General features: G+C 35.5%; 21 protein-coding genes. 9 read left to right on the top strand and 12 right to left on the bottom strand.

The window, feature by feature from the left end; genetic code table 11:
* Positions 1-87 precede the first annotated feature (87 nt).
* Positions 88-507 (top strand): MaoC family dehydratase, encoded by a 420-nt coding sequence (locus tag C0430_RS07605; protein WP_290867534.1) that lies wholly within the window; start codon positions 88-90, stop codon positions 505-507.
* 106 nt (positions 508-613) lie between these two features.
* On the opposite strand, the gene C0430_RS07610 is transcribed toward C0430_RS07605, so the two are convergent.
* The 5 genes from C0430_RS07610 to C0430_RS07630 are packed head-to-tail and all read right to left on the bottom strand — an operon-like array spanning position 614 to position 5186.
* Positions 614-1897: an O-antigen translocase gene (locus tag C0430_RS07610; RefSeq protein ID WP_290867537.1), complete on the bottom strand. Its 1284-nt coding sequence runs from the start codon at positions 1895-1897 to the stop codon at positions 614-616.
* 2 nt (positions 1898-1899) lie between these two features.
* Complete coding sequence (locus C0430_RS07615) at positions 1900-2469, bottom strand: acyltransferase (protein ID WP_290867540.1); 570 nt, start codon at positions 2467-2469, stop codon at positions 1900-1902.
* Between the two features lie 7 nt (positions 2470-2476).
* Positions 2477-3574 carry a DegT/DnrJ/EryC1/StrS family aminotransferase gene (locus tag C0430_RS07620; protein ID WP_290867543.1) on the bottom strand — a complete coding sequence of 366 codons (1098 nt, stop codon included), beginning with the start codon at positions 3572-3574 and terminating at the stop codon, positions 2477-2479.
* On the bottom strand, positions 3571-4548 hold the full coding sequence (locus C0430_RS07625; RefSeq protein ID WP_290867547.1) for a GNAT family N-acetyltransferase: 978 nt from the start codon (positions 4546-4548) through the stop codon (positions 3571-3573). Before C0430_RS07625 ends, C0430_RS07620 begins: the two co-directional genes overlap by 4 nt.
* A gap of 35 nt (positions 4549-4583) precedes the next feature.
* Positions 4584-5186: a trimeric intracellular cation channel family protein gene (locus C0430_RS07630; RefSeq protein WP_290867550.1), complete on the bottom strand. Its 603-nt coding sequence runs from the start codon at positions 5184-5186 to the stop codon at positions 4584-4586.
* Between the two features lie 208 nt (positions 5187-5394).
* On the opposite strand from C0430_RS07630, the gene C0430_RS07635 reads away from it, so the two are divergent.
* The 6 genes from C0430_RS07635 to nudK all read left to right on the top strand — a co-directional run bounded on the left by C0430_RS07635 (position 5395) and on the right by nudK (position 12562).
* Entirely contained in the window at positions 5395-6180 is a 786-nt protein-coding gene (locus C0430_RS07635) for an RNA methyltransferase (RefSeq protein ID WP_290867553.1), read from the top strand.
* 28 nt (positions 6181-6208) lie between these two features.
* On the top strand, positions 6209-7762 hold the full coding sequence (locus C0430_RS07640; RefSeq protein ID WP_290867556.1) for a serine hydrolase: 1554 nt from the start codon (positions 6209-6211) through the stop codon (positions 7760-7762).
* Positions 7763-7845: 83 nt separating this feature from the next.
* Positions 7846-10065: a RelA/SpoT family protein gene (locus C0430_RS07645; protein WP_290867560.1), complete on the top strand. Its 2220-nt coding sequence runs from the start codon at positions 7846-7848 to the stop codon at positions 10063-10065.
* A 97-nt stretch (positions 10066-10162) separates the two neighbouring features.
* Positions 10163-10618, top strand: a complete 456-nt coding sequence (locus tag C0430_RS07650) for a transcriptional repressor (RefSeq protein ID WP_290867564.1) — start codon at positions 10163-10165, stop codon at positions 10616-10618.
* A 30-nt stretch (positions 10619-10648) separates the two neighbouring features.
* Positions 10649-11920, top strand: a complete 1272-nt coding sequence (locus tag C0430_RS07655) for an adenylosuccinate synthase (protein WP_290867566.1) — start codon at positions 10649-10651, stop codon at positions 11918-11920.
* A gap of 60 nt (positions 11921-11980) precedes the next feature.
* Positions 11981-12562: a GDP-mannose pyrophosphatase NudK gene (gene nudK / locus C0430_RS07660; protein ID WP_290867568.1), complete on the top strand. Its 582-nt coding sequence runs from the start codon at positions 11981-11983 to the stop codon at positions 12560-12562.
* 87 nt (positions 12563-12649) lie between these two features.
* Here nudK and C0430_RS07665 read toward each other — a convergent pair whose 3' ends face one another.
* The 3 genes from C0430_RS07665 to C0430_RS07675 form a co-directional block, all read right to left on the bottom strand.
* On the bottom strand, positions 12650-13288 hold the full coding sequence (locus C0430_RS07665; RefSeq protein ID WP_290867571.1) for a peroxiredoxin: 639 nt from the start codon (positions 13286-13288) through the stop codon (positions 12650-12652).
* A gap of 80 nt (positions 13289-13368) precedes the next feature.
* The gene (locus tag C0430_RS07670; protein ID WP_290867575.1) at positions 13369-14598 is read right to left on the bottom strand and encodes an MFS transporter; all 1230 of its coding nucleotides are present in this window, start codon (positions 14596-14598) and stop codon (positions 13369-13371) included.
* Positions 14599-14656: 58 nt separating this feature from the next.
* On the bottom strand, positions 14657-15568 hold the full coding sequence (locus tag C0430_RS07675) for an AEC family transporter (RefSeq protein ID WP_290867578.1): 912 nt from the start codon (positions 15566-15568) through the stop codon (positions 14657-14659).
* Positions 15569-15681: 113 nt separating this feature from the next.
* Here C0430_RS07675 and meaB point away from each other — a divergent pair, with 113 nt between their 5' ends.
* Positions 15682-16770 (top strand): methylmalonyl Co-A mutase-associated GTPase MeaB, encoded by a 1089-nt coding sequence (meaB, locus tag C0430_RS07680; protein WP_290867582.1) that lies wholly within the window; start codon positions 15682-15684, stop codon positions 16768-16770.
* 12 nt (positions 16771-16782) lie between these two features.
* On the opposite strand, the gene C0430_RS07685 is transcribed toward meaB, so the two are convergent.
* The 4 genes from C0430_RS07685 to C0430_RS07700 form a co-directional block, all read right to left on the bottom strand.
* A complete protein-coding gene (locus tag C0430_RS07685; protein ID WP_290867585.1) occupies positions 16783-17571 on the bottom strand; it encodes a hypothetical protein in 789 nt (262 codons plus the stop codon).
* A 207-nt stretch (positions 17572-17778) separates the two neighbouring features.
* A complete protein-coding gene (locus tag C0430_RS07690; protein ID WP_290867588.1) occupies positions 17779-18009 on the bottom strand; it encodes a hypothetical protein in 231 nt (76 codons plus the stop codon).
* Between the two features lie 79 nt (positions 18010-18088).
* Positions 18089-18997 (bottom strand): prohibitin family protein, encoded by a 909-nt coding sequence (locus C0430_RS07695; RefSeq protein ID WP_290867591.1) that lies wholly within the window; start codon positions 18995-18997, stop codon positions 18089-18091.
* An 82-nt stretch (positions 18998-19079) separates the two neighbouring features.
* Positions 19080-20456 (bottom strand): MATE family efflux transporter, encoded by a 1377-nt coding sequence (locus C0430_RS07700; RefSeq protein ID WP_290867594.1) that lies wholly within the window; start codon positions 20454-20456, stop codon positions 19080-19082.
* Between the two features lie 51 nt (positions 20457-20507).
* Here C0430_RS07700 and C0430_RS07705 point away from each other — a divergent pair, with 51 nt between their 5' ends.
* Positions 20508-21398 (top strand): hypothetical protein, encoded by an 891-nt coding sequence (locus C0430_RS07705; protein WP_290867597.1) that lies wholly within the window; start codon positions 20508-20510, stop codon positions 21396-21398.
* Positions 21399-21433: the final 35 nt, after the last annotated feature.

Raw genomic sequence — 21433 nt, forward strand, 5'->3', positions numbered from 1 at the left:
GGTTACCATGTTTCTTGCTTTATTTAAAATAATTATCCTATTTTTATATTTGCATATAGATTTTATATAATAAATTAAAAACCTAAAATGGAAAAACCTAAAATTAATGATGTCTTTAAATATAATTTTAGTTTCACGGATGAAGAAGTAAAAATGTATGCAAAAATATCTGGAGATTGCAATCCAATTCATGTTTCAGAAAATTATGGTAAGGAATCCATTTTCGGCAAGTGCATTGTACATGGTTATTACAGTATCAGTATATTTTCAAAAATATATGGCACCATTTTATATCCAGAGGAACATATTCTAATTAGTCAAAATGCCAAATATTTGAAACCCATTTTTACAGGTGTCGAGTACACCGCCGTTTTTACGGTCAAAGAATTATTTCATAAAAAAAATAGAGTTTTATATAAAAACGAAATCTTCGAAAAAATAACGGGAGAAATAAAAATAACAGGAGAATCAATATTAATGAACAAAAAATATTATAATTGGTCGTAATTATAAGGTTGTTATTACTTAAACTAATACAATTGTGTTGCTATAATCTTGTGATTGATGCTTTTCTAAATAAGCAAATAAGCCATTAAAAAAGTATTTGTATTCTCTAACTTTCGTTTAAATCAGATTTTAATAAAATTTTTCTAAAGAAAAATAAAATCAAGAAAAACAACACAACATTTGTATAAAAATAAGCCTCTAAAACTCCCTCGATAGAATTGCTCTTCAATAAATAAACGGAAAGCAAAAAGTAAGATACATTAAAAAATATCTCGCCAATAAAGTATTCTTTCATCATCGTTTTTACTGCAATTTGATAACCAAATGCCAAAGTCATTATTTTGAAAAAATCGCCCAACAATTGCCATATTAATAACTGATTAATATTTGAAAAAGCAGTTGTAAAAGCCAAATCAATTATGATTTTTTTTGATAAAAAAATCACAACTAACATCAGCAAAAATATCGGTACAATGATCTTAAAATAGGATTTTAATTCGGTTTTAAATTCAAAATCAGTTTTCAAAGATGCTAATTTAGGCAAATAATAAAGAGACAATCCTGAATTAAAAAACACCATATAAAACCCTGAAAATCTATTAATAGCATCCCAAACACCAGCTTCTTCGATAGAATTGTATTGAACTATATTATTTCTAATAAAAACTAATGTTAGCGGAGCAAGAATTGCACTTAGCAAAGCCATTAGAGTAAATGATTTTATACTTTTAAGATATTTTAAATTTATTGATTTCTGTAAATCAAATTTAAAATATTCTTTTTCTTTTATAACAAAAACAAATGCAACAGCTATCATTAAAATTTCCCCTATTACAACAGAAAAAAGACCGCCAGAAATATTTTTTTTCCAAATTAATAATCCAGCAACTATAAAAATTAAAATATTTGAAATAATTTGAATTAGTATAATCTTTTTGAATTTTTCTAAAGCATTATATATTGCCAACCAAAAAGTATTGATGACAATTAATGGTAATATCAAGCCGAAAAATTGTATGGGAATAGAAAAATCTGAAGAATAAAAAAGGAATGTCGAAATAGCATTTGCAAAACAGATAGTACCAATACCCAGCAATACAGAAACACCTAAAAATAGCCAAAAAAAGGTCGAATAAATACTTGCCAATTCTGCTTTATCCTCTTTATTTTCGACTACTAATTTAATAATTGAATTGTTAATACCTAATGTAGCTATAGATTTTAGCATCGATGTGAAGTTCCTAAAACTGCCCATTAAAGCCATTCCAGGAGTACCTAAAAAAATTGATACTATTTTTATGGAAAAAATACCCAAAACAAAACTTATTCCAACCGAAATGGAATTAACAGATAAAACTTTTACGAGTATATTTTGTTTGAAAAATTTCAAAATTAAAGATTTCGAATTACACGTGCTGGATTTCCTGCAGCAAAAACATTAGGTGGAATATCTTTTGTTACCACCGAGCAGCTTCCAATTACAGAATTTTCACCAATAGTCACTCCTTTTAAAACTACTGAATTATAAAATATAACAACATTCTTTTTTATAGTAATTTGACTAGATTTAGGAATTCCTGTCATTCTTTTTTGAGGATCAAGATCATGCCCATCGGTATCAACTAGAAAACAATTTATACCAATCATGACATTATCTCCAATCTCAATTTTTGATGCAGATTGTATAGAAGCTCCGTTTGCCATAACAACATTATTACCAACAGATACTTCGCTATTTTCTCCAAATGCGAGTATATAATTATAACTTGAATAGGTATAATGTGCAGCAGTAACACCAATTTGGACATTATCACCAAATGAAATTTTCCCTTTACCACTCAGCAATAGAGGCATATACAATTTTGGCACACCTACAATCCTTTCGCAATCTGAAAGGGTTTTATACTTCCAAATTCGTAAATGAAAGAATAAAATCCTTACTATTTTTTTAATAATTCGCATATTAATATTAATATTGATTTAAAATTGAAATAATAAAATCTACCTCAACCATTGTCATCACTGGACTCATTGGCAAACTTAAAACTTCTCGGTGGATTTTTTCGGTAATTGAAAAAGACAAATGATTCCAATTAAAAAAAGCTTTTTGTTTGTGTGGCGGAATTGGATAATGAATCATCGTTTGAATTCCATTTTCCAATAAATACTGCTGTAATTCATCCCTGTTTTTGGTTCGAATGACAAACAAATGAAAAACGTGATTATCTGAAAAATCCCAAAATGGCAAGGTTATTTTATCATTTTTTATTTCTGATAAATAGCGCTTGGCAATTGCTTTTCTGACATTGTTTTCTGTATCCAAATTAGGTAATTTGACATTCAAGAAAGCCGCTTGCAATTCGTCCAATCTTGAATTTACGCCAATATATTCATTTTTGTATTTTTCTTCAGAACCATAATTTCTCAAAGATTGAATAACTTTTGCCAGGGCATCATCATTTGTGGCAACCGCTCCTCCGTCGCCTAAAGCACCCAAATTTTTACCAGGATAAAAACTAAAAGCGGCAGCATTCGAAACATTTCCAGATTTTCCGTAATCCGAAATGGCTCCGTGCGCTTGGGCTGCATCTTCTATTACCAATAAATTATTTTCGGCGGCAATGGCGTTTATTTTATCCATTTCTGCCAATTGTCCGTAAAGATGAACTGCTAGAATTGCCTTGGTTTTGGGCGTGATTTTTTCTTGTATTAAATCGGGATTGAGGTTATAGGTTTCCAACTTTGGTTCAACCAAAACCGGAATCAAATCGGCTTCTAAAATCGCCAAAATACTCGCAATGTAAGTATTTGCAGGAACGATTACTTCGTCCCCTTTTTGTAATTTACCAAGTTGAATATAGCCTTTAAAAATCAAGACTAAGGCATCAAAACCATTCCCTAATCCTATGCAATGTTTTGTTCCGCAATACTTGGCAAAATTGCTCTCAAAGGCTGAAACTTCATTGCCCAAAATATACCAGCCGTTTTCTAAAACCGATTTTAATTTTTCTTGAAAAGCAGTTTCGTAAGGTACATTTATTTTTTTCAAGTCGAGGAATTGTATCATATCAAAACTGTGTCTAATAAACCGTAATTTGAAGTTTTTACCTCATAAAAATCATGAACAATTACACTGGCACCAAAACTTTCTTTCCAAAAAACCAATCCTTCGTTTAATTTTTTGCCCTGTTCCTCATTGGAAATTCCAAAATCAAAAAAACGTTTGTCCTTGAAAACATTAGCTATCAAATAATGATAAAGAAAATCCAAAGAACCCAACTCATTTTTATTATCCATACCTGAAATATATTGTGGATGAGCCACATTTTCTGATATAAAAACAGTCGTGCCGGCAACAATTTTATCGTCTTGATAGACATTGAAATGGCGAATATTGTTGGGAAATTTTCGTTGCAACATTTCTATTTCGGCAATAGTATGCACGGGTTTTGCCTGATATTTTTTATCTAAATTGGGCTCCAAAACCTCTTCCCAAAACAACTTGAAATTTAATTCTTCCTTAATAATCAAATTATTCCTTTTCCCTCTTCGAATGCATTCTTTTCTAGTTTTCGAGATAGTGTACGGTTTTGACAAATCAAGAACGGCCATAGAATCTCTTCTAATCAATTGGGCTTCCGCCAAAAATAAGGCATAATTTAATTCTTCGGCAGGCTTTTGATGATAAATGGAAGGAATTAATTTTAGCTGCAATTTCTCCATTTTATTTTCATTCAAAAAAGACAAAATACTTTTGAAAATTTCGATAATCGAAGCCAATTTTACTTTTTCATTGTAAACCAATCCGCCATAAGTAAGTCCTTGATGCGAAAAAACTTCGTTCCCTACAAGATTGGCTGGAAGAACGGCAACCCATTTTTCTCCATCCAAAACAATCAAGGAATAATCCAGAAATCGGTCTTTATGATATTCCATAAAATCACGATGGAACAAGAAGGTAGCATTTTTGGCTTGGCCAATAAATGCATTCCAATTCTCGTAATCGTTGTCTTGGTATCGTTTGACGAAGTAATTTTTCACTATTTTGATTTTGACTTTGTGAAATTAAGCATTTTTTATTTATAACTTAAAGGAGGTAAATGCCATTTGAATTTCACGGCCATTAATCGAACCGAAATGATAAACAAAGAGGTCGTCAGATACAAAACATCCGCTTCCAAATTTAATTTTTTAAGCATAAAAAAAACAATCCCACCAAAAATACAAATTGTTGCATAAATCTCTCTCCTGAAAATAACGGGGATTTCCGTACATAAAATATCGCGAATCACCCCTCCAAAACAAGCGGTCATTGTCCCCAATGCAATACAAATAACCGGCTGCAAACCAATGTTGATTCCTTTTTCAAGCCCAATCAAAGTAAAAACGCCCAGCCCAATGGTATCAAAAAGAAACAAAGAAGTCCGTAATCTATCGAATTTCTTTCTGAAAATAATCGCCAAAATGTATCCCGCAACAATCACATACACATAATCCACGTCAAGCATCCAGCCTACCGGCGTCCTGCCAATCAAGATATCACGCAAAGTTCCTCCTCCTACCGCGGTGACAAACGCAATTATAAAAATACCGAATGGGTCCAGCTTTTTATGCATCGCAGTTAATGCACCTGACATGGCAAATGCCATCGTACCGATGATGTCTAATAAATGAAACATGAAATTTTCGATTTTAAATGAAGAAACCTATTCGAAATAATGTAAAACGACAGCAAAATTAAAGAAAAATACCCGTTAATAACAGTTCTGACAAAGTTTAATAATCAATCACTTTCATGGAAAACCAAATATTCTTGTTTAAATTTATAAAACTGGATTTACTCTGTGTATCTTTGTTTTTATTAAATAATTAATTTTTGAACATCTTTTGAAACAAATCACTTCCATTCAAAATCCATTTATAAAATCATTGGTGCTGTTGCAGGAAAAGGCAAAAGCCCGCAAACAATCGGGAACCTTTTTAATCGAGGGAAATCGCGAAATTTCATTGGCAATAAAAGGCGGATACGAAATGGAAACTCTTTTATTTTTACCCGAATTAATTTCAGAATCCGAAGCTAAAAAACTGACGACAAACGTTGACTTAATCGAAATTTCGAAAGAGGTCTATCAAAAACTGGCGTATCGCGATACTACCGAAGGAATTTTGGCTGTAGCCAAAACCAAATCCTTGCAATTATCGGATTTAAAATTATCCAAAAACCCATTGATTCTTGTTGCCGAAGCTCCAGAAAAACCGGGAAACATTGGCGCTTTACTTCGAACTGCCGATGCCGCAAATCTTGATGCCGTGATTATTGCCAATCCAAAAAGTGATTTGTACAATCCAAACATTGTTCGTTCCAGCGTGGGATGTTTGTTTACCAACCAAATTGCCACAGGAAGCACGGAGGAAATTATTGCTTTTCTGAAAGAGCGACAAATCAATATTTATTGCGCCACTTTACAAAACTCGACTTCTTACCATACGCAAAATTACACAACACCAACAGCATTAGTTGTAGGAACAGAAGCCACCGGTTTGACCGAAGAATGGCGAAAAGCAGCCACTCAAAACATCATTATTCCCATGCAAGGCGAAATCGACAGCATGAATGTTTCCGTGGCAGCGGCAATCTTGATTTTTGAAGCCAAAAGACAAAGAGGATTTTAAAAAAATTACGAATTAAAAATTACGAATCATGAATTATAAATTAGTCATTGCGTCATTGTTGTTTATCAATTTCAATGTGAATGCCCAGATAACGGAGCCACAATTAGACCAACTAGTAGAACGCACCCTGAAAAGTTTCGATGTTCCGGGAATTTCCGTGGCAATTGTCAAAGATGGAAAAATCATTCACGCCAAAGGATATGGTGTAAAATCAATTTTGACTAACGAAAAAGTCGATGCAAACACGCTTTTTGGAATTGCTTCCAATAGTAAAGCCTTTACTTCAGGAGCCTTGGCAATGTTAGTTGATGAAGGAAAAGTGAAATGGGACGACAAAGTAATTCAATACATTCCCGAATTCAAAATGTACAATGACTATGTAACCAATGAATTTACCATTCGAGATTTATTGACACATCGAAGCGGATTGGGTCTTGGCGCCGGTGATTTGATGATTTGGCCGGATGGAAGTGATTTTAAAACCCAAGACATTATCAATAATTTACAATATTTGAAACCCGTTTCGGCTTTTCGAACTAAATACGATTACGACAATTTGCTTTACATCGTGGCCGGTGAAGTTATTTATAGGGCAAGTGGTAAAACTTGGTGTGATTTTATCGAAGAACGCATCATGAAACCATTAGAAATGAACAACAGTGCCGCCTCTTATGTTCGATTAAAAGACACCACAAATATTATCGCTCCACACGTTCCCACGGATGGAAAATTAAAAGTGATTTCACGTTATAAAAATCAAACATTCGACGCTGCTGCCGGAATTTATTCGAGCGTAAACGATTTGAGCAAATGGATGATCATGCAATTGCAAGACGGAAAATACGGCACAGAAAAACAAAACAGGCTGTTTTCAGAGAAAGAACACAATCAAATGTGGCAGTTACAAACCATTATCCCAACGAACGCAAAAGCGCCATACAATACTCATTTTAGCGGTTATGGCTTGGGATGGTTTTTAAGCGACGTCAAAGGATACAAACAAGTTAGCCACACCGGCGGCTTAGAAGGAATTGTTACCCAAGTCACCTTATTTCCCGAACTGAATTTGGGAATTGTGGTATTGACAAACCAGCAATCTGGAGCAGCTTTTAGCGCTATTACAAACACGATAAAAGACAGTTACCTTGGCATTCCTTATACTGATTACGTGGAATTATACTCCAAAAGAGAAAAAGACAATGTTTCCAAATCAGACAAAGAAACCGATGAAGTATGGGCAACAGTGGCGAAAAACAAAAAAGACAACCTGAAAATCGATTTAAAAAAATATGCGGGAACTTTCAAGGATGATTGGTTTGGCACCATTTTAATTTCAGAAAAAAAAGGAAAACTATACTTTAGTTCAAACCGTTCTAAAGCCTTAATTGGCGAAATTTTCTTTTTCAAAGACAATACTTTAGTCGTAAAATGGAATAATCGCAGCTTTAATGCCGATGCCTTTTTGTCTTTTGAATTAGATGGAAACGGAAATCTGAATGTCTTAAAAATGAAACCCATTTCAGAATTAACCGATTTTAGTTATGATTTTCAAGATTTAAATTTTATTAAAGTCACACCATAGATTATTTCAAAAACCATAATTCAAATTTGCAACTTGCATATTTCAATACTTTTTCCTATTTTTAGGAATTGAACCATTATTTTATGTTAGAAATAGATTTCGAAAAAGAAAACAAAGCAATCCTCCAGGAATACAAAGAGTTACTTCGAATCAGTTATCAAACCTTGACTCCCGAAGACAAAAAATTGATTCGCAAAGCTTTTGATGTTGCCATGGATGCGCACAAAGACCAACGAAGAAAATCTGGGGAGGCCTACTTTTTTCATCCCATTGCCGTTGCAAAAATTGTCGCTTCGGAAATAGGTTTGGGAGCCACCGCCATTGCTGCCGCATTAATGCACGATGTTGTGGAGGACACTCCAATAACCGTGGAAGATATCGAAAAAATGTTCAATCCAAAAGTTGCCCAACTTGTAGAAGGACTGACCAAAATATCGAAAGTCCAAAAGGAAATGAATGTCTCGATGCAAGCCGAAAATTTTCGAAAAATGCTGCTGACACTCAATGATGACGTGCGCGTAATTTTGATAAAAATCGCCGACAGATTGCACAACATGCAAACTTTGGACACGATGGACAATTACAAACAAGTCAAAATTGCATCCGAAACTTTATACATTTACGCACCACTGGCGCATCGTTTGGGGTTGTATAAAATAAAAAACAAACTCGAAGATTTAGGCTTAAAATATACCGAACCCGAAATTTACAATGACATTGTAAGCAAATTAAAAGAGACAAAAGAAGAGCAAGATGCTTACATAAAAGACATTTCGGATGTGCTGAAGAAAACATTGGACGAAGAAAAAATGGATTATATCATAAAAGGAAGACCAAAATCCATCTATTCCATTTACAGAAAAATGAAAGCTCAAGGCGTAGGCTTCGACGAAGTATATGATAAATTTGCATTGCGAATCGTTTACAAATCAAATCCTCACGAGGAAAAATTCTTGGCCTGGAAAATATATTCAATAGTAACAGACCACTATAGACCAAGTCCCAGCCGTTTGCGGGATTGGATTTCATCGCCAAAAACCACAGGTTACGAAGCTCTGCACATTACAGTCATGGGACCAAAAGGCCGTTGGGTCGAAGTCCAGATTCGAAGTGAACGCATGGATGAAATTGCCGAAAAAGGATATGCCGCCCATTACAAATACAAACAAGGCGGCTCAGAAGATAGCGGTTTGGATGTATGGTTAAATCTTTTAAAAGAAGCTTTGGAAAATCCAGAAACCAATGCCGTGGATTTTGTGGAAGATTTCAAAATGAATTTATATTCCAAGGAAATTTTTGTGTTCACGCCAAAAGGGGAAATAAAATCATTGCCAAAAGGAGCCACGTCACTTGATTTTGCTTTCAGTATTCACTCCGAAATTGGCATCAGGACCAGGGGAACGCGTGTCAACGGAAAACTAGTTCCTTTAAACCACGAGTTAAAAAGTGGTGACCAAATCGAAATTATCACTTCCCAATATCAAAAACCAACTATCAACTGGCTGGATTACGTGACAACTTCAAGAGCAAAAAATAAAATTAAAAATGTTCTAAACGAAAACACGAAAAAAATTGCCGAAGAAGGAAAAGAACTCCTGACTCGAAAATTAAAACACTTAAAAATCACGCTAAGCGAATCGGTTGTCAACGAATTAGTCAATTTTTTTAAACTCAAAACAAGTCTGGATTTGTTTTACCGTGTTGGAGTTGGAGCCATTGAAAACCAACAATTAAAAGATTACGCCGCACAAAAAAGCAATACGTTCATTAATTTTTTCAAAAGCAAAATCAAGCGTTCTGCAAGCACGGCCAATGATGACATTCACAAGCAAGTACTGAACACTAACTATGACATGCTGGTTTTTGGCGCTGACCAGGACAAATTAGATTATAAATTATCAAGCTGCTGCAGTCCAATTCCCGGTGACGAAGTTTTTGGCTTCATAACCATCAATGAAGGGATAAAAGTGCATAAAAAAGATTGCCCGAATGCCATCAGTCTGCAATCAAATTATGCCTATCGAATTATTCCAGCAAAATGGATCGATTCCTCCCAACAAGAATTCAAGGCGATTTTGCACATTACCGGAATGGACACGATTGGACTTACCAATAAATTGACCAAAGTAATTTCGGACAATATGAACGTAAACATTCAAAGCATTTCCTTGAGTGGAGATGCCGGAATATTTAAAGGACAAATAACCGTCATCGTTCAAAACAACACTATTTTGAAAAAACTAATCGACAATATCAAGAAAATTGACGGTATTGACAAAGTAAGTCGAGAATATAAAAATTAATAAAAAATTTTAAACAGAAGAGGTTATGGATTGAGTTGCTAAACTTTTAAACTTCTAAACTTCTAAACTAAAAAAATAAAATTTATCTTTGCCTGATATGACACAAATTTCATCGGATAATAGTAAAAATCAAGAAATCGTAAAAAATGTTTTTACACTATATCTTGAGAATCATGGACATCGCAAAACTCCTGAACGCTACGCTATACTTCAAGAAATATATGAAAGCGAAGAGCATTTTGACATAGAAAACCTGTATATCAAAATGAAAAATAAAAACTATCGTGTAAGCAGAGCCACTTTGTACAACACCATTGAGCTTTTGTTGGAGTCAGGTTTGGTTCGCAAACATCAATTTGGACAAAATCAAGCACATTACGAAAAATCATATTTCGACAAGCAACACGATCATATTATCATGACTGATACAGGTGAAGTATTCGAATTTTGTGATCCGAGAATTCAGACCATCAAAAAAACAATTGAAGAAATATTCGATATTGACATAACAAATCACTCCTTATATTTATACGGAACCAAAAGAAAAAAATAACACGCAAACTAACTACAAATAACAAATAGAATGACCGTAGATTTATTACTAGGATTACAATGGGGAGATGAAGGAAAAGGAAAAATAGTTGACGTCCTTACTTCAAAATACGATATTATTGCACGCTTTCAAGGAGGGCCAAATGCTGGACACACTTTAGAATTTGACGGAATAAAACACGTTTTGAGAACCATTCCTTCCGGGATTTTTCACAAAACTGCCGTGAACATCATTGGAAACGGAGTTGTAATCGACCCCGTTGTTTTTCAAAAAGAAATTGAAGGCTTGGCCAAATTTAATTTGGACATCAAAAATAAGTTAATCATTTCAAGAAAAGCACATTTAATTTTACCGACACACCGTTTGCTTGATGCCGCTTCCGAAGCTTCAAAAGGAAAAGCAAAAATCGGCTCCACTCTTAAAGGTATTGGTCCAACTTATATGGACAAAACTGGAAGAAATGGAATTCGTGTTGGCGACATAGAATTGGAAGATTTCAAAGAAAGATACCGTGCATTGGCAAACAAACACGAAGAAATGATCGCATTTTACGATGTGAACATCCAGTACAATTTAGAAGAAATGGAAAAAGAATTCTTTGAGTCCATCGAAGAATTGAAAAAAATAGATTTCATAGACAGCGAAGAATATTTAAACCAAGCCCAAAGAGCCGGAAAAGCAATTTTGTGTGAAGGCGCCCAAGGTTCATTATTGGACGTTGATTTTGGAACGTATCCATTCGTGACTTCGTCCAATACAACTGCGGCCGGTGCTTGTACTGGTTTAGGAATTGCTCCAAACAGGATAAAAGAAGTTTACGGAATTTTCAAAGCGTATGTGACTCGCGTAGGAAGTGGCCCTTTTCCAACGGAACTTTTTGACGAAGACGGAGCAACAATGGCACGCGTTGGAAATGAATTTGGTTCTGTTACCGGAAGACAAAGACGTTGTGGCTGGTTAGACTTGGTAGCATTGAAATATGCCGTTCAAATCAATGGCGTAACCCAACTGATGATGATGAAAGGAGATGTTCTTTCTGGATTTCCAACCTTGAAAGTATGTACGGAATACAATTACAAAGGAAAAAACATTGCACATTTTCCTTACAACATCGAACCTGAGAACGTGACTCCTGTTTTTAAAGAATTCAAAGGCTGGCAAGCTGATTTGACTGGAATGACCACTTATGAGGAATTGCCAATCGAGTTGAAAGAATACATCGAATTTATAGAAAAAGAAGTTGAAGTTCCCATAAAAATTGTTTCTGTCGGACCGGACAGAAAGCAAACGATTTTAAAATAAAAATTCTAAACGTCTCGATTTATCGGGACGTTTTTTTATGGAAATAAATGCATCAAACGAATGAAAAACCCAATCATCAAAATCCAAAAAACCGAGTTGCTTTCAGACAATTGGTATGTTTTGAACAAGGTAACTTACGAGTATCAAAAAGAAGATAACACTGTAGAAACCCACATTCGGGAAGTGTATGATCGTGGAAATGGTGCAGCAATTCTGCTTTACAACTCCACTCAAAAAACCGTAATCCTGACCAGACAATTTCGGTTACCCACTTATCTCAACGGCAACAAAACCGGAATGATGATTGAAGTTTGCGCAGGACTTTTGGACAAAGACCACCCCGAGCAATGCATCATTCGAGAAACCGAAGAAGAAACCGGCTATCGCCTTTCAAAAGTTCAAAAAGTTATGGAAACCTACATGTCGCCGGGTGCAGTTACCGAAATATTGTATCTATTTGTGGGCGAATATGACGCAACAATGAAAGTGAGTGAAGGTGGCGGGGTCGATACCGAACAGGAAAATATCGAAGTCCTGGAATATACTTTTGACGAAGCTTTTGCAATGATTCAAACAGGAAAAATAAAAGATGCCAAAACCATAATGCTTTTGCAATATGCCAAAATCAACAACCTTGTTTGATGGCATAAGACGAAAGTTCTCATTATAAAAAAGTACAACAAGAAAATTCCTTGTTGTACTTTTTTTATTATCCTAAACCTACAAATCCTATTTATTCGGTTGTGGGGTCATCCTCAAATAATATTTGATTTTCTTAAACCCTTGTGGAAATTTTTCGGGAATATCACTGTCGGGAACAGCTGGCGAAATAACCACGTCTTGGCCGTCTTTCCAGTTTGCGGGAGTTGCCACGCTATAATTGGCGGTCAATTGCAAACTATCAATGACACGCAGAATCTCGTCAAAATTTCTTCCGGTAGATGCAGGATACGTTAAAATTAATTTTATTTTTTTGTCGGATCCAATTATAAAAACCGAACGCACCGTGAATTTATCATTTGCGTTGGGGTGAATCATGTCATATAAAATGGATACTTTCTTGTCTTCGTCTGCAATAATAGGAAAATTTACCGTAGTGTTTTGGGTTTCGTTAATGTCATTTATCCATTCTAAATGAGACTCTAAATCATCGACGCTCAAAGCGATAACTTTTGTATTTCGTTTTACAAATTCAGGGTAATAATTTGCGACCGTTCCCAATTCCGTGGTGCAAACCGGCGTAAAATCCGCTGGATGCGAAAATAATACGCCCCAAGATTCACCTAACCATTCGTGGAAATGGATTTTCCCCAATGTGGTTTCTGCTTCAAAATCTGGAGCAATGTCTCCTAATCGTAGTGTTGCCATAAGTGTGTGTGTTTTGATTATCTAAAATTAATTAAAAAAGCAACACTAACAACAACCCAAAATTATAAATAAAACATAAATTAACTGTCAGATTTTTTCTTTTTCAAATTGGGCAAAAAGTAAGTTATGACTCCAATTAACGGAAGAAAAGAACTTAATTTATATACATATTCAATGCTTGTTTGATCCGCTAAATAACCCAAAACTGCCGAACCCAACCCTCCCATTCCGAAAGCAAATCCAAAAAATAATCCAGAAATCATCCCCACTTTTCCAGGCATCAATTCCTGGGCAAAAACCAAAATTGCCGAAAATGCCGAAGCCAAAACTACTCCAATAATTACGGACAAAGCGCCAGTCCAAAACAAATTGGCATACGGCAACAATAAAGTAAATGGTGCAGCGCCGAGAATAGAAATCCAAATGATATATTTTCGACCAAAACGATCTCCCAAAGGACCGCCAATCAATGTTCCCGCTGCCACCGAGGCCAAGAAAACAAATAAATGAAATTGCGATTGTTGAATGGTCAATCCAAATTTATGCATCAAATAAAAAGTAAAATAACTGGACATACTGGCCATATAGAAAAACTTCGAAAATATCAACAGCAACAAAATGGCGATGGAGATAATGACTTTTCTTTTAGAAAAATGGGTGGCTCCTTCTTCCAAAAATATTTTTTTTGAAGCCCTCAAATCCAAATGATTTTGATACCAAATCGCTATTCTTGACGTAATGAGTATCCCAATAAATCCAACAATTACAAACCATATTATGTACGATTGCCCGTGAGGAGCCACAATCAAAGCCACCAACAATGGTCCAACTGCACTGCCCGTGTTTCCTCCCAATTGAAAAATGGATTGAGCCAAACCTCGCTTTCCACCAGAACCTAAAAAAGCAACACGCGAAGCTTCCGGATGAAATATGGAAGAGCCAATTCCCACAAAGGAAACTGAAACCAATAACATCCAAAAAGAAGTTGAAAAAGACAAAAACACTAAACCTGAAATCGTAAATAACATTCCAATTGCCAATGAATAAGGCTTTGGATTCTTGTCCGTATAAAACCCAATAAAAGGTTGCAATAAAGAAGCCGTAAGCTGAAAAACAAATGTTATCAAACCAATTTGAGTAAAAGTCAGATTAAAATTTTGCTTCAATAATGGATAAGTAGAAGGAATAACCACTTGCATCAAATCATTCAACAAATGGGCAAATGCTATCGAAAACAATACCGAATAAACTGTTTTTTGCACAATAGGATTTTGATTTTCTTTAGATGCTGTTTCAATAAAAGTGCTCATATTTGAATGATAAAAATAGAATTTGGCTGTAAAAATATTTCAAAAGCAAAAATAGATTTTAAATATGACCAAGCACAAAATACCAAAAGATTAATGTGATAAAAGAAATTGGAATTCCAAAACCAATCATCATACTGCTCAATTTTGGTTTTAAACCATAAGAAGAGGCCAGAATACTAGCCGTAATCATTGGCGCCATCGCCGATTCCATTATGGATACTTGAATAATTTGGGAATGTTGATTCAAAACCACAACGTACAAAAAATAAAACAGTGCCGGAGTTAACATTAATTTAAATAAAAGTCCCAATCCAAGGAATTTCCAATGCTGGCTTTTCCTGTCAAAATGCAGCTGCAAACCAACCGAAAGCATGGCCAATGGCGTCATCGCACTTCCTGTTTTTTGCAACAAAAATTGAATCATGTCTTGAAAATCATAATGAAACACATTCATCAAACAAGCAATAACAAAGGTGATGAATGGCGGGAAAAATAGAATTTTTTTCACAATATGACTTCCACTGGAACTTCCCGATGAATATAAAATTGCCGTCAAAATTCCCAAGGTAGAAAGCACGACAAAAGAACCCGGCTGATCCACTAAAATGGCTGTTTTTAAACCTTCTGGACCATATAAAGCTTCAATGATGGGAAACCCCAAGAACGAAGTGTTTCCAAAACCTGCGGTAATAATTAAGCAACCCGTAAGTTTTTTGGACCAACCCAATCTTTTTCCAAGAAAGCTGAAAAACAAATAAGAAACGGCAAACCCAATCCAAGCAACGCCAACCGGAAAAAAAAGCTGGCTGTCCAATTTAATTTTTGGAATATAATACAGCGCCAATGCAGGGAGACAAAAATAAACCACAATTTGGTTTAGTAATTTATGGCTATTGGTTGGGAACCGTTTTACATTTTGCAATACAATTCCAAGTGATAAAAAAACGAAGATTAGAATGAAGTTGCTCATATGCCCCAAAGATATTGACTAATTTGGTATTTCCCCAATACATAAATGTAAATGTGCTATTTTTGGATTAAATTAAAATTTAAGCACTAATTTTACTAAAACCTTTTTAAGTTTTGGAAAAAGACAAAATAAAAAACTCTGCGCTTCACGAAAAACCTGGAATTTCTCCACCGGAAATTGTCAGTTCCAATGCCGTGAACCAAGTTCAGAAATTTAGAAAAATTCAACCTTCCTCTCAGGAATTAATTGACGGAATTTTATCTGGAAACATTTCTGCATTGAGTCGTGCGATTACCTTGGTCGAAAGCACCAATGCCGGTCATTTGGCTAAAGCCAATGAAGTAATTAATGCTTGCTTGCCACACGCAAATAAATCAGTTCGAATAGGAATTACGGGAGTTCCCGGCGTTGGGAAAAGTACTTTTATCGAAGCCTTTGGAAAATATTTGACTTCGTTAGGAAAAAAAGTGGCCGTTCTCGCCGTTGATCCCAGCAGCACGATTTCACACGGAAGTATCCTGGGCGATAAAACTCGAATGGAAGAACTGGTAAAAGATGCCAATGCCTACATTAGACCTTCGGCATCCGGGGAAACTCTTGGTGGCGTGGCACGAAAAACCAGAGAAACCATAACCCTTTGTGAAGCTGCCGGATTTGACACCATACTTATAGAAACGGTTGGCGTTGGCCAAAGCGAAACCGCGGTTCACAGTATGGTCGATTTCTTTTTATTACTGAAAATTTCTGGCGCCGGCGATGAATTGCAAGGCATCAAACGCGGCATTATGGAAATGGCAGATGCCATCATAATCAATAAAGCCGATGGTGACAATATCAAAAAAGCAAATTTGGCAAAAACGGAATTCAATAAAGCTTTGCATCTTTTTCCAGCCAAAAAATCAGGTTGGACTCCTACTACTGCTACTTGCAGTGCTTTAACCCACGATGGAATTCCGGAAGTTTGGGAAACCATTTTAAAATTTTCAGAACTCACAAAAGAGAATCATTATTTCTTCGAAAAACGAAAAGAACAAAATCAATATTGGATGTTGGAAACCATCAATGAGCAATTGAAAACCAACTTTTACAACCATCCTGAAATTCAAAATCTATTGGATTCCACAAAAAAAGCGGTGCAAAACGATGAAATCTCACCATTTGCAGCCGCTCAATTATTGCTGGAAAAATATTTTAATGTTTAGCAAAATGACTTTTTAACGAATGTTACTCACCGAATTCTTGGCAGTATCATGTTTTGTTTTTAAAACGCCATTTTCTACGGTAAAACCAATACGAACTTGAGTTTTTAAAGTATCCTTTAAACCTGAAGTGGCCTTTTCTACTATAACAAACGCCAATTCATATTCCCCGTCAGCCAGTTCAAATGCAGCGTCTTTTTCACTATCTTGTATTTTGAAAACCTGTTTCCCTGAATTAGGGTTGTTTATTCTTCCCGTGGCTGCATACGAAGCTGAAGCCGCTCCACCTCCGGCTCCTCCGGCTAAATTGCCCACACTGGAAACAGCTGCCGAAATAACGGCGCCACCTGGCAACGCTCCACCCAACAGGGAAGCACCTTGCGATAAAGCGCTACCAGCGGCGTGCAAACCTGCATTCACTTTTTCTCCAAAAGTTTTGCATTCACTTCTAGACAATTCATTGATGCTTTTGTCAGTGGTATTGACTCTGTATCCTTCGCTGGAAGGAAACAAAACAACGCAACCTCCTTCAACCAATGTTACATTTATTTTTCCTGAATTTACTTTTTCGCCAAAAGTTGCTCCTTGAGTTTGTTTGGCAACAGTGACATTCATCGAAATTCGATTTGGCATGCCACTATTGAGGCTATTGATACTGCTTTTTTGATTGACATTAGCCGAAATGCTTTCCGTATTGACATCACTTATTTTTCCTGCTGACTTTAGTTTGTCTTGGGCGTTTAAACTGGCAAAAGCCAACAAAAACAAAACAGTCCACATACTTATCTTTTTAAAATTTTTCATAATAATCTAAATTTAAAGGTTTGTGATATATCCGTTGCAATTAATTTTTGTTACCCTGTTTTTATAAAAAACAACTTCCCAAGTTACAATTATTTTCATTTGAAAATTATTTTTTATTGATTAATAATAAAAAAGCGGAGCAAAACGATGAATTTTCACCTTTTGCATCCGCTCAATTAATGTTGGAAAAGTATTTAAAAAAACAACTTACTCTTTTTCATAACGCTCCATTTCTCGGTCATAAAAATCATTGGCAAGAACAATAAGGCCTTCCATTTCTGCATTCAATTCACCTTCGTCAAGGTCTTCCGCTTCTTCTAAAAACTCCACCTCATCGTCTTTTAGATTGATAATAAATCTAGGATAATCCAAGTGAATGATGAAAATATCATCTGGAAAATCAGTGTTGTCGCCTAGTAAAAATTTTGGTAATTCCATTTTATTTGTTTATTCGGTTAATCGGTTATTTGTTTTTTCGATTAACCGATTAAATAAATAACCGATTAACCGAAAAAAATTATTTATCAGACAAAATTACTGGCGCACTTCCTTTTCCCATAAAAATAATTTTGGTATTCGGAGATGTGGCAATTTCTTTTTGTGCTTTAATTTGTTCGTATTGCAATTGTTTATCGGTCAAGCCAGAAGAAATAATTCTTTGATAATCAGCAATCCCTTGTGCTTCTACCCTTTTTCGTTCGGCTTCTTGTTTTTCTTTCTGCAAAACAAACTGCATTTTTTGGGCGTCTTGCTCCGCATTAATTTTGCTTTCAATAGTTGTTTTTACCGAAGCTGGAAGGTTGATGTTTCTAATCAAAAGCTGCTCTAAAATTAAACCTCTTGCTTTAAAATCTTCTTCAATACTTTTGAAAATTCGTTCTTGAAATTCGTTTCTTTTTGTAGAGTATAAAGCCACGGCGTCATAATAAACAGCGTTGTCACGAATACGGGTTCTGGTAACGGGACGCACAATTTTATCGGTATAATTTACGCCTATTTGTTTAAAAATTTTTGGTGCATCAGCTCCTGAAATTTTATACAAAACTGTTAAATCGATAACCACTTCCAATCCATCATTAGACAAAACACGGATCGCATCGTCGCCTTCTTGTGCCCCTTCACTATGGTCAGCAGACATCGTGTAATTCTGGGTTTGAATGTCAAAATCAGTTACGTCCAAAAGTGGGTTAATCAAATGCAAGCCACTTTCCAAAACATCGGATTGAACGCTTCCGTAAAGTGATTTAACACCTACTTTTCCAGCATCAATTTGCTTGAACATCGACGAGAAAACACCCAAAGCAATTACTAAAACTCCAATAATTTTAAGCGTATTCGAAAACTTGAAAAAAGGACTGCTTGCATTGCTTCTTAAAGCAAAACTCACAATCAGTAAAATAACCCCAATAATAATAAATAGTATCATTTTTTTGAAAATTAATTTGTTCGATGATTATACGATGAATTATATTGGAAGTTACACAGTTTTAAGAAAAAACTTAAAATTTTTAGAGGTTTTGCATTGCCAACTTTTTAGTCAATCTCGCAAAGCGAATATACAAAAATAAAGCTGCCGCCGTCAATCCCGCCAAAAGGCCAATCCAGATTCCTGTTGCGCCCAAATCAGTATGTTTTCCTAAATAATACGAAATAGGAAAACCAACAATCCAATAGGCCACAAAGGTGATATACATTGGGATTTTCACGTCCTGCATTCCTCTCAAAGCACCCAGAACCACTACTTGAATCCCATCTGATATTTGGAATACGGCTGCCACCAAAAGTAATTTGGACGCAATTTCTATTATTTCATTATTATCCAACAGCTGTTTTAAGTCCGTCATGTTCAAAAACAAATGCGGAAGGTAATGGTGAAAAACAACAAAGACGAGTCCGAAGAAAATTTCCACCATTATTGCCAACAAAAATATGGAGCGGGCAACGATTATCAATTGTTTGTAGTCTTTCATTCCCTTGGCATTGCTGACGCGTATCATCGCTGCCACGCTAAATCCCATGGCGACCATAAAAGTGGAAGATGCCAAAGTCAACGCAATCTGATTGGCCGCTTGGCTATTTTTCCCTAGCGAACCCGAAAGCCAAATGGCCGCCGTGAACAAAGTCACTTCAAACAACATTTGCATCGCCGAAGGCAAACCCAAATTAATGATTTTTTTCAAGATGGATTTTCGAATTTCCTTGAAAGTAAAATTCTTGAAATATTTTTTGAAAGCCGCATTTTTTCGAAGAATAAAGTGCATAAAAAACACCATCATGATTCTGGAAATCACGGTTCCCAATGCTGCTCCGAGAATTCCCAATTTTGGAAAACCCCAAACGCCGTAAATCAATACATAATTGAAGAAAATATGAACCACATTGGCCAAATAAATGGCATACATCGAATATTTGGTTTGTGACAAACCATCGGCAAATTGTTTGTATCCTTGAAAAATAATCACGGGAATGAGCGAAAAAGCAACCCAATCAATATAAGGAGCGGCCAAATCGACCACCGCTTCGGGCTGGTTCATCAAGCGCATTATGGGCTTGGCCAAAACAATCAAAATGAATATGACAATCCCCAAAAGCGTGCACAACAACAAGCCGTGATGAAAAGTGGTTCGGATTTTTTTGTCGTCTTTTTCGGCATCGGCTTCAGCAATTAAAGGCGTTATGGCTGTGGAAAATCCAATTCCCAGCGACATTCCTATAAAGATAAAACTATTGCCCAGCGAAACTGCCGCCAATTCAGTGGAACCAAGGTTTCCCACCATAAAATTGTCAACAATCCCTATCAATGTGTGTCCAAGCATTCCCAGAATGACAGGATAAGCCAGACTCAGATTATAGGAGAACTCTTTGGTATATCGAGAAAAATTCACTTTGTTTTTTTTTAGTTGGCAAAGATATGGTAAAACACATCACAAATTCGATTGATTTTACTAATTTCGAATGGCGCACCAAACCCTCACGAAACAACTGTCAACAGCTTTTTTATGCCAAACTTTGCACTCCAACTTTTATTTGAAATCATCGGTCTTGGTTCTGCATCAGGACTCGTCCACAAAGACAATTCCTTGTTCATTATTTCCGACAACAGTTCCTTTCTATACGAATACAAAATTCAGGAAAAAGAACTTTCGAGAATAAAACTCTTCGAAAACGGCCAAGAAAACATTCCCAAAAAAGACAAATTCGATTTTGAATCTATTGCCCTGAAAGGAAATAAACTCCATCTTTTGGGTTCCGGTTCCACTTCCAAAAGAGAAAAAAGGATAATTTACAATCTTGATTCCAAAAAAACAGAAGAAAAAGAGTTGTCGAAATTGTACAAAAACCTAAAAGAAACCACTTCGATTGCTGATGATGAGTTAAATATTGAAGGTGCTTTATTTTGCAACGAAAATTGGCATTTGTTTCAACGAGGAAACGGAGCCAACTCCAAAAATGGGATTTTCAAAACTAAATCACTTGAAACAGAAAATCAAATCGAGTTTATCAAAGTACCATTGCCAAAAATCAAACATGTGGAAACTTCGTTTACCGATGCTATTTTGGTTGATGACAAAATTTACTTTTTGGCCACGGCCGAAGACACGACTTCCACTTACGATGATGGCGAAATATTGGGAAGTCTCATTGGACGAATGAACAGCCAAACATTCGAAATTGAATTCACCCAAAAAATCTCCGACAACCATAAATTCGAAGGATTGTCGCTTTACAATAAAACCGAAACCGAAATCCAATTTCTGATTTGCGAAGACAATGATTCAGACCTTTTGGAAACCAATATTTACAAATTGTCGATTCCATTACAATAATCTTATGACTAGAATTAATAAATATCCAGTTTTTT

It is taken from the genome of Flavobacterium sp., from assembly GCF_013823965.1.
Lineage (GTDB): Bacteria > Bacteroidota > Bacteroidia > Flavobacteriales > Flavobacteriaceae > Flavobacterium.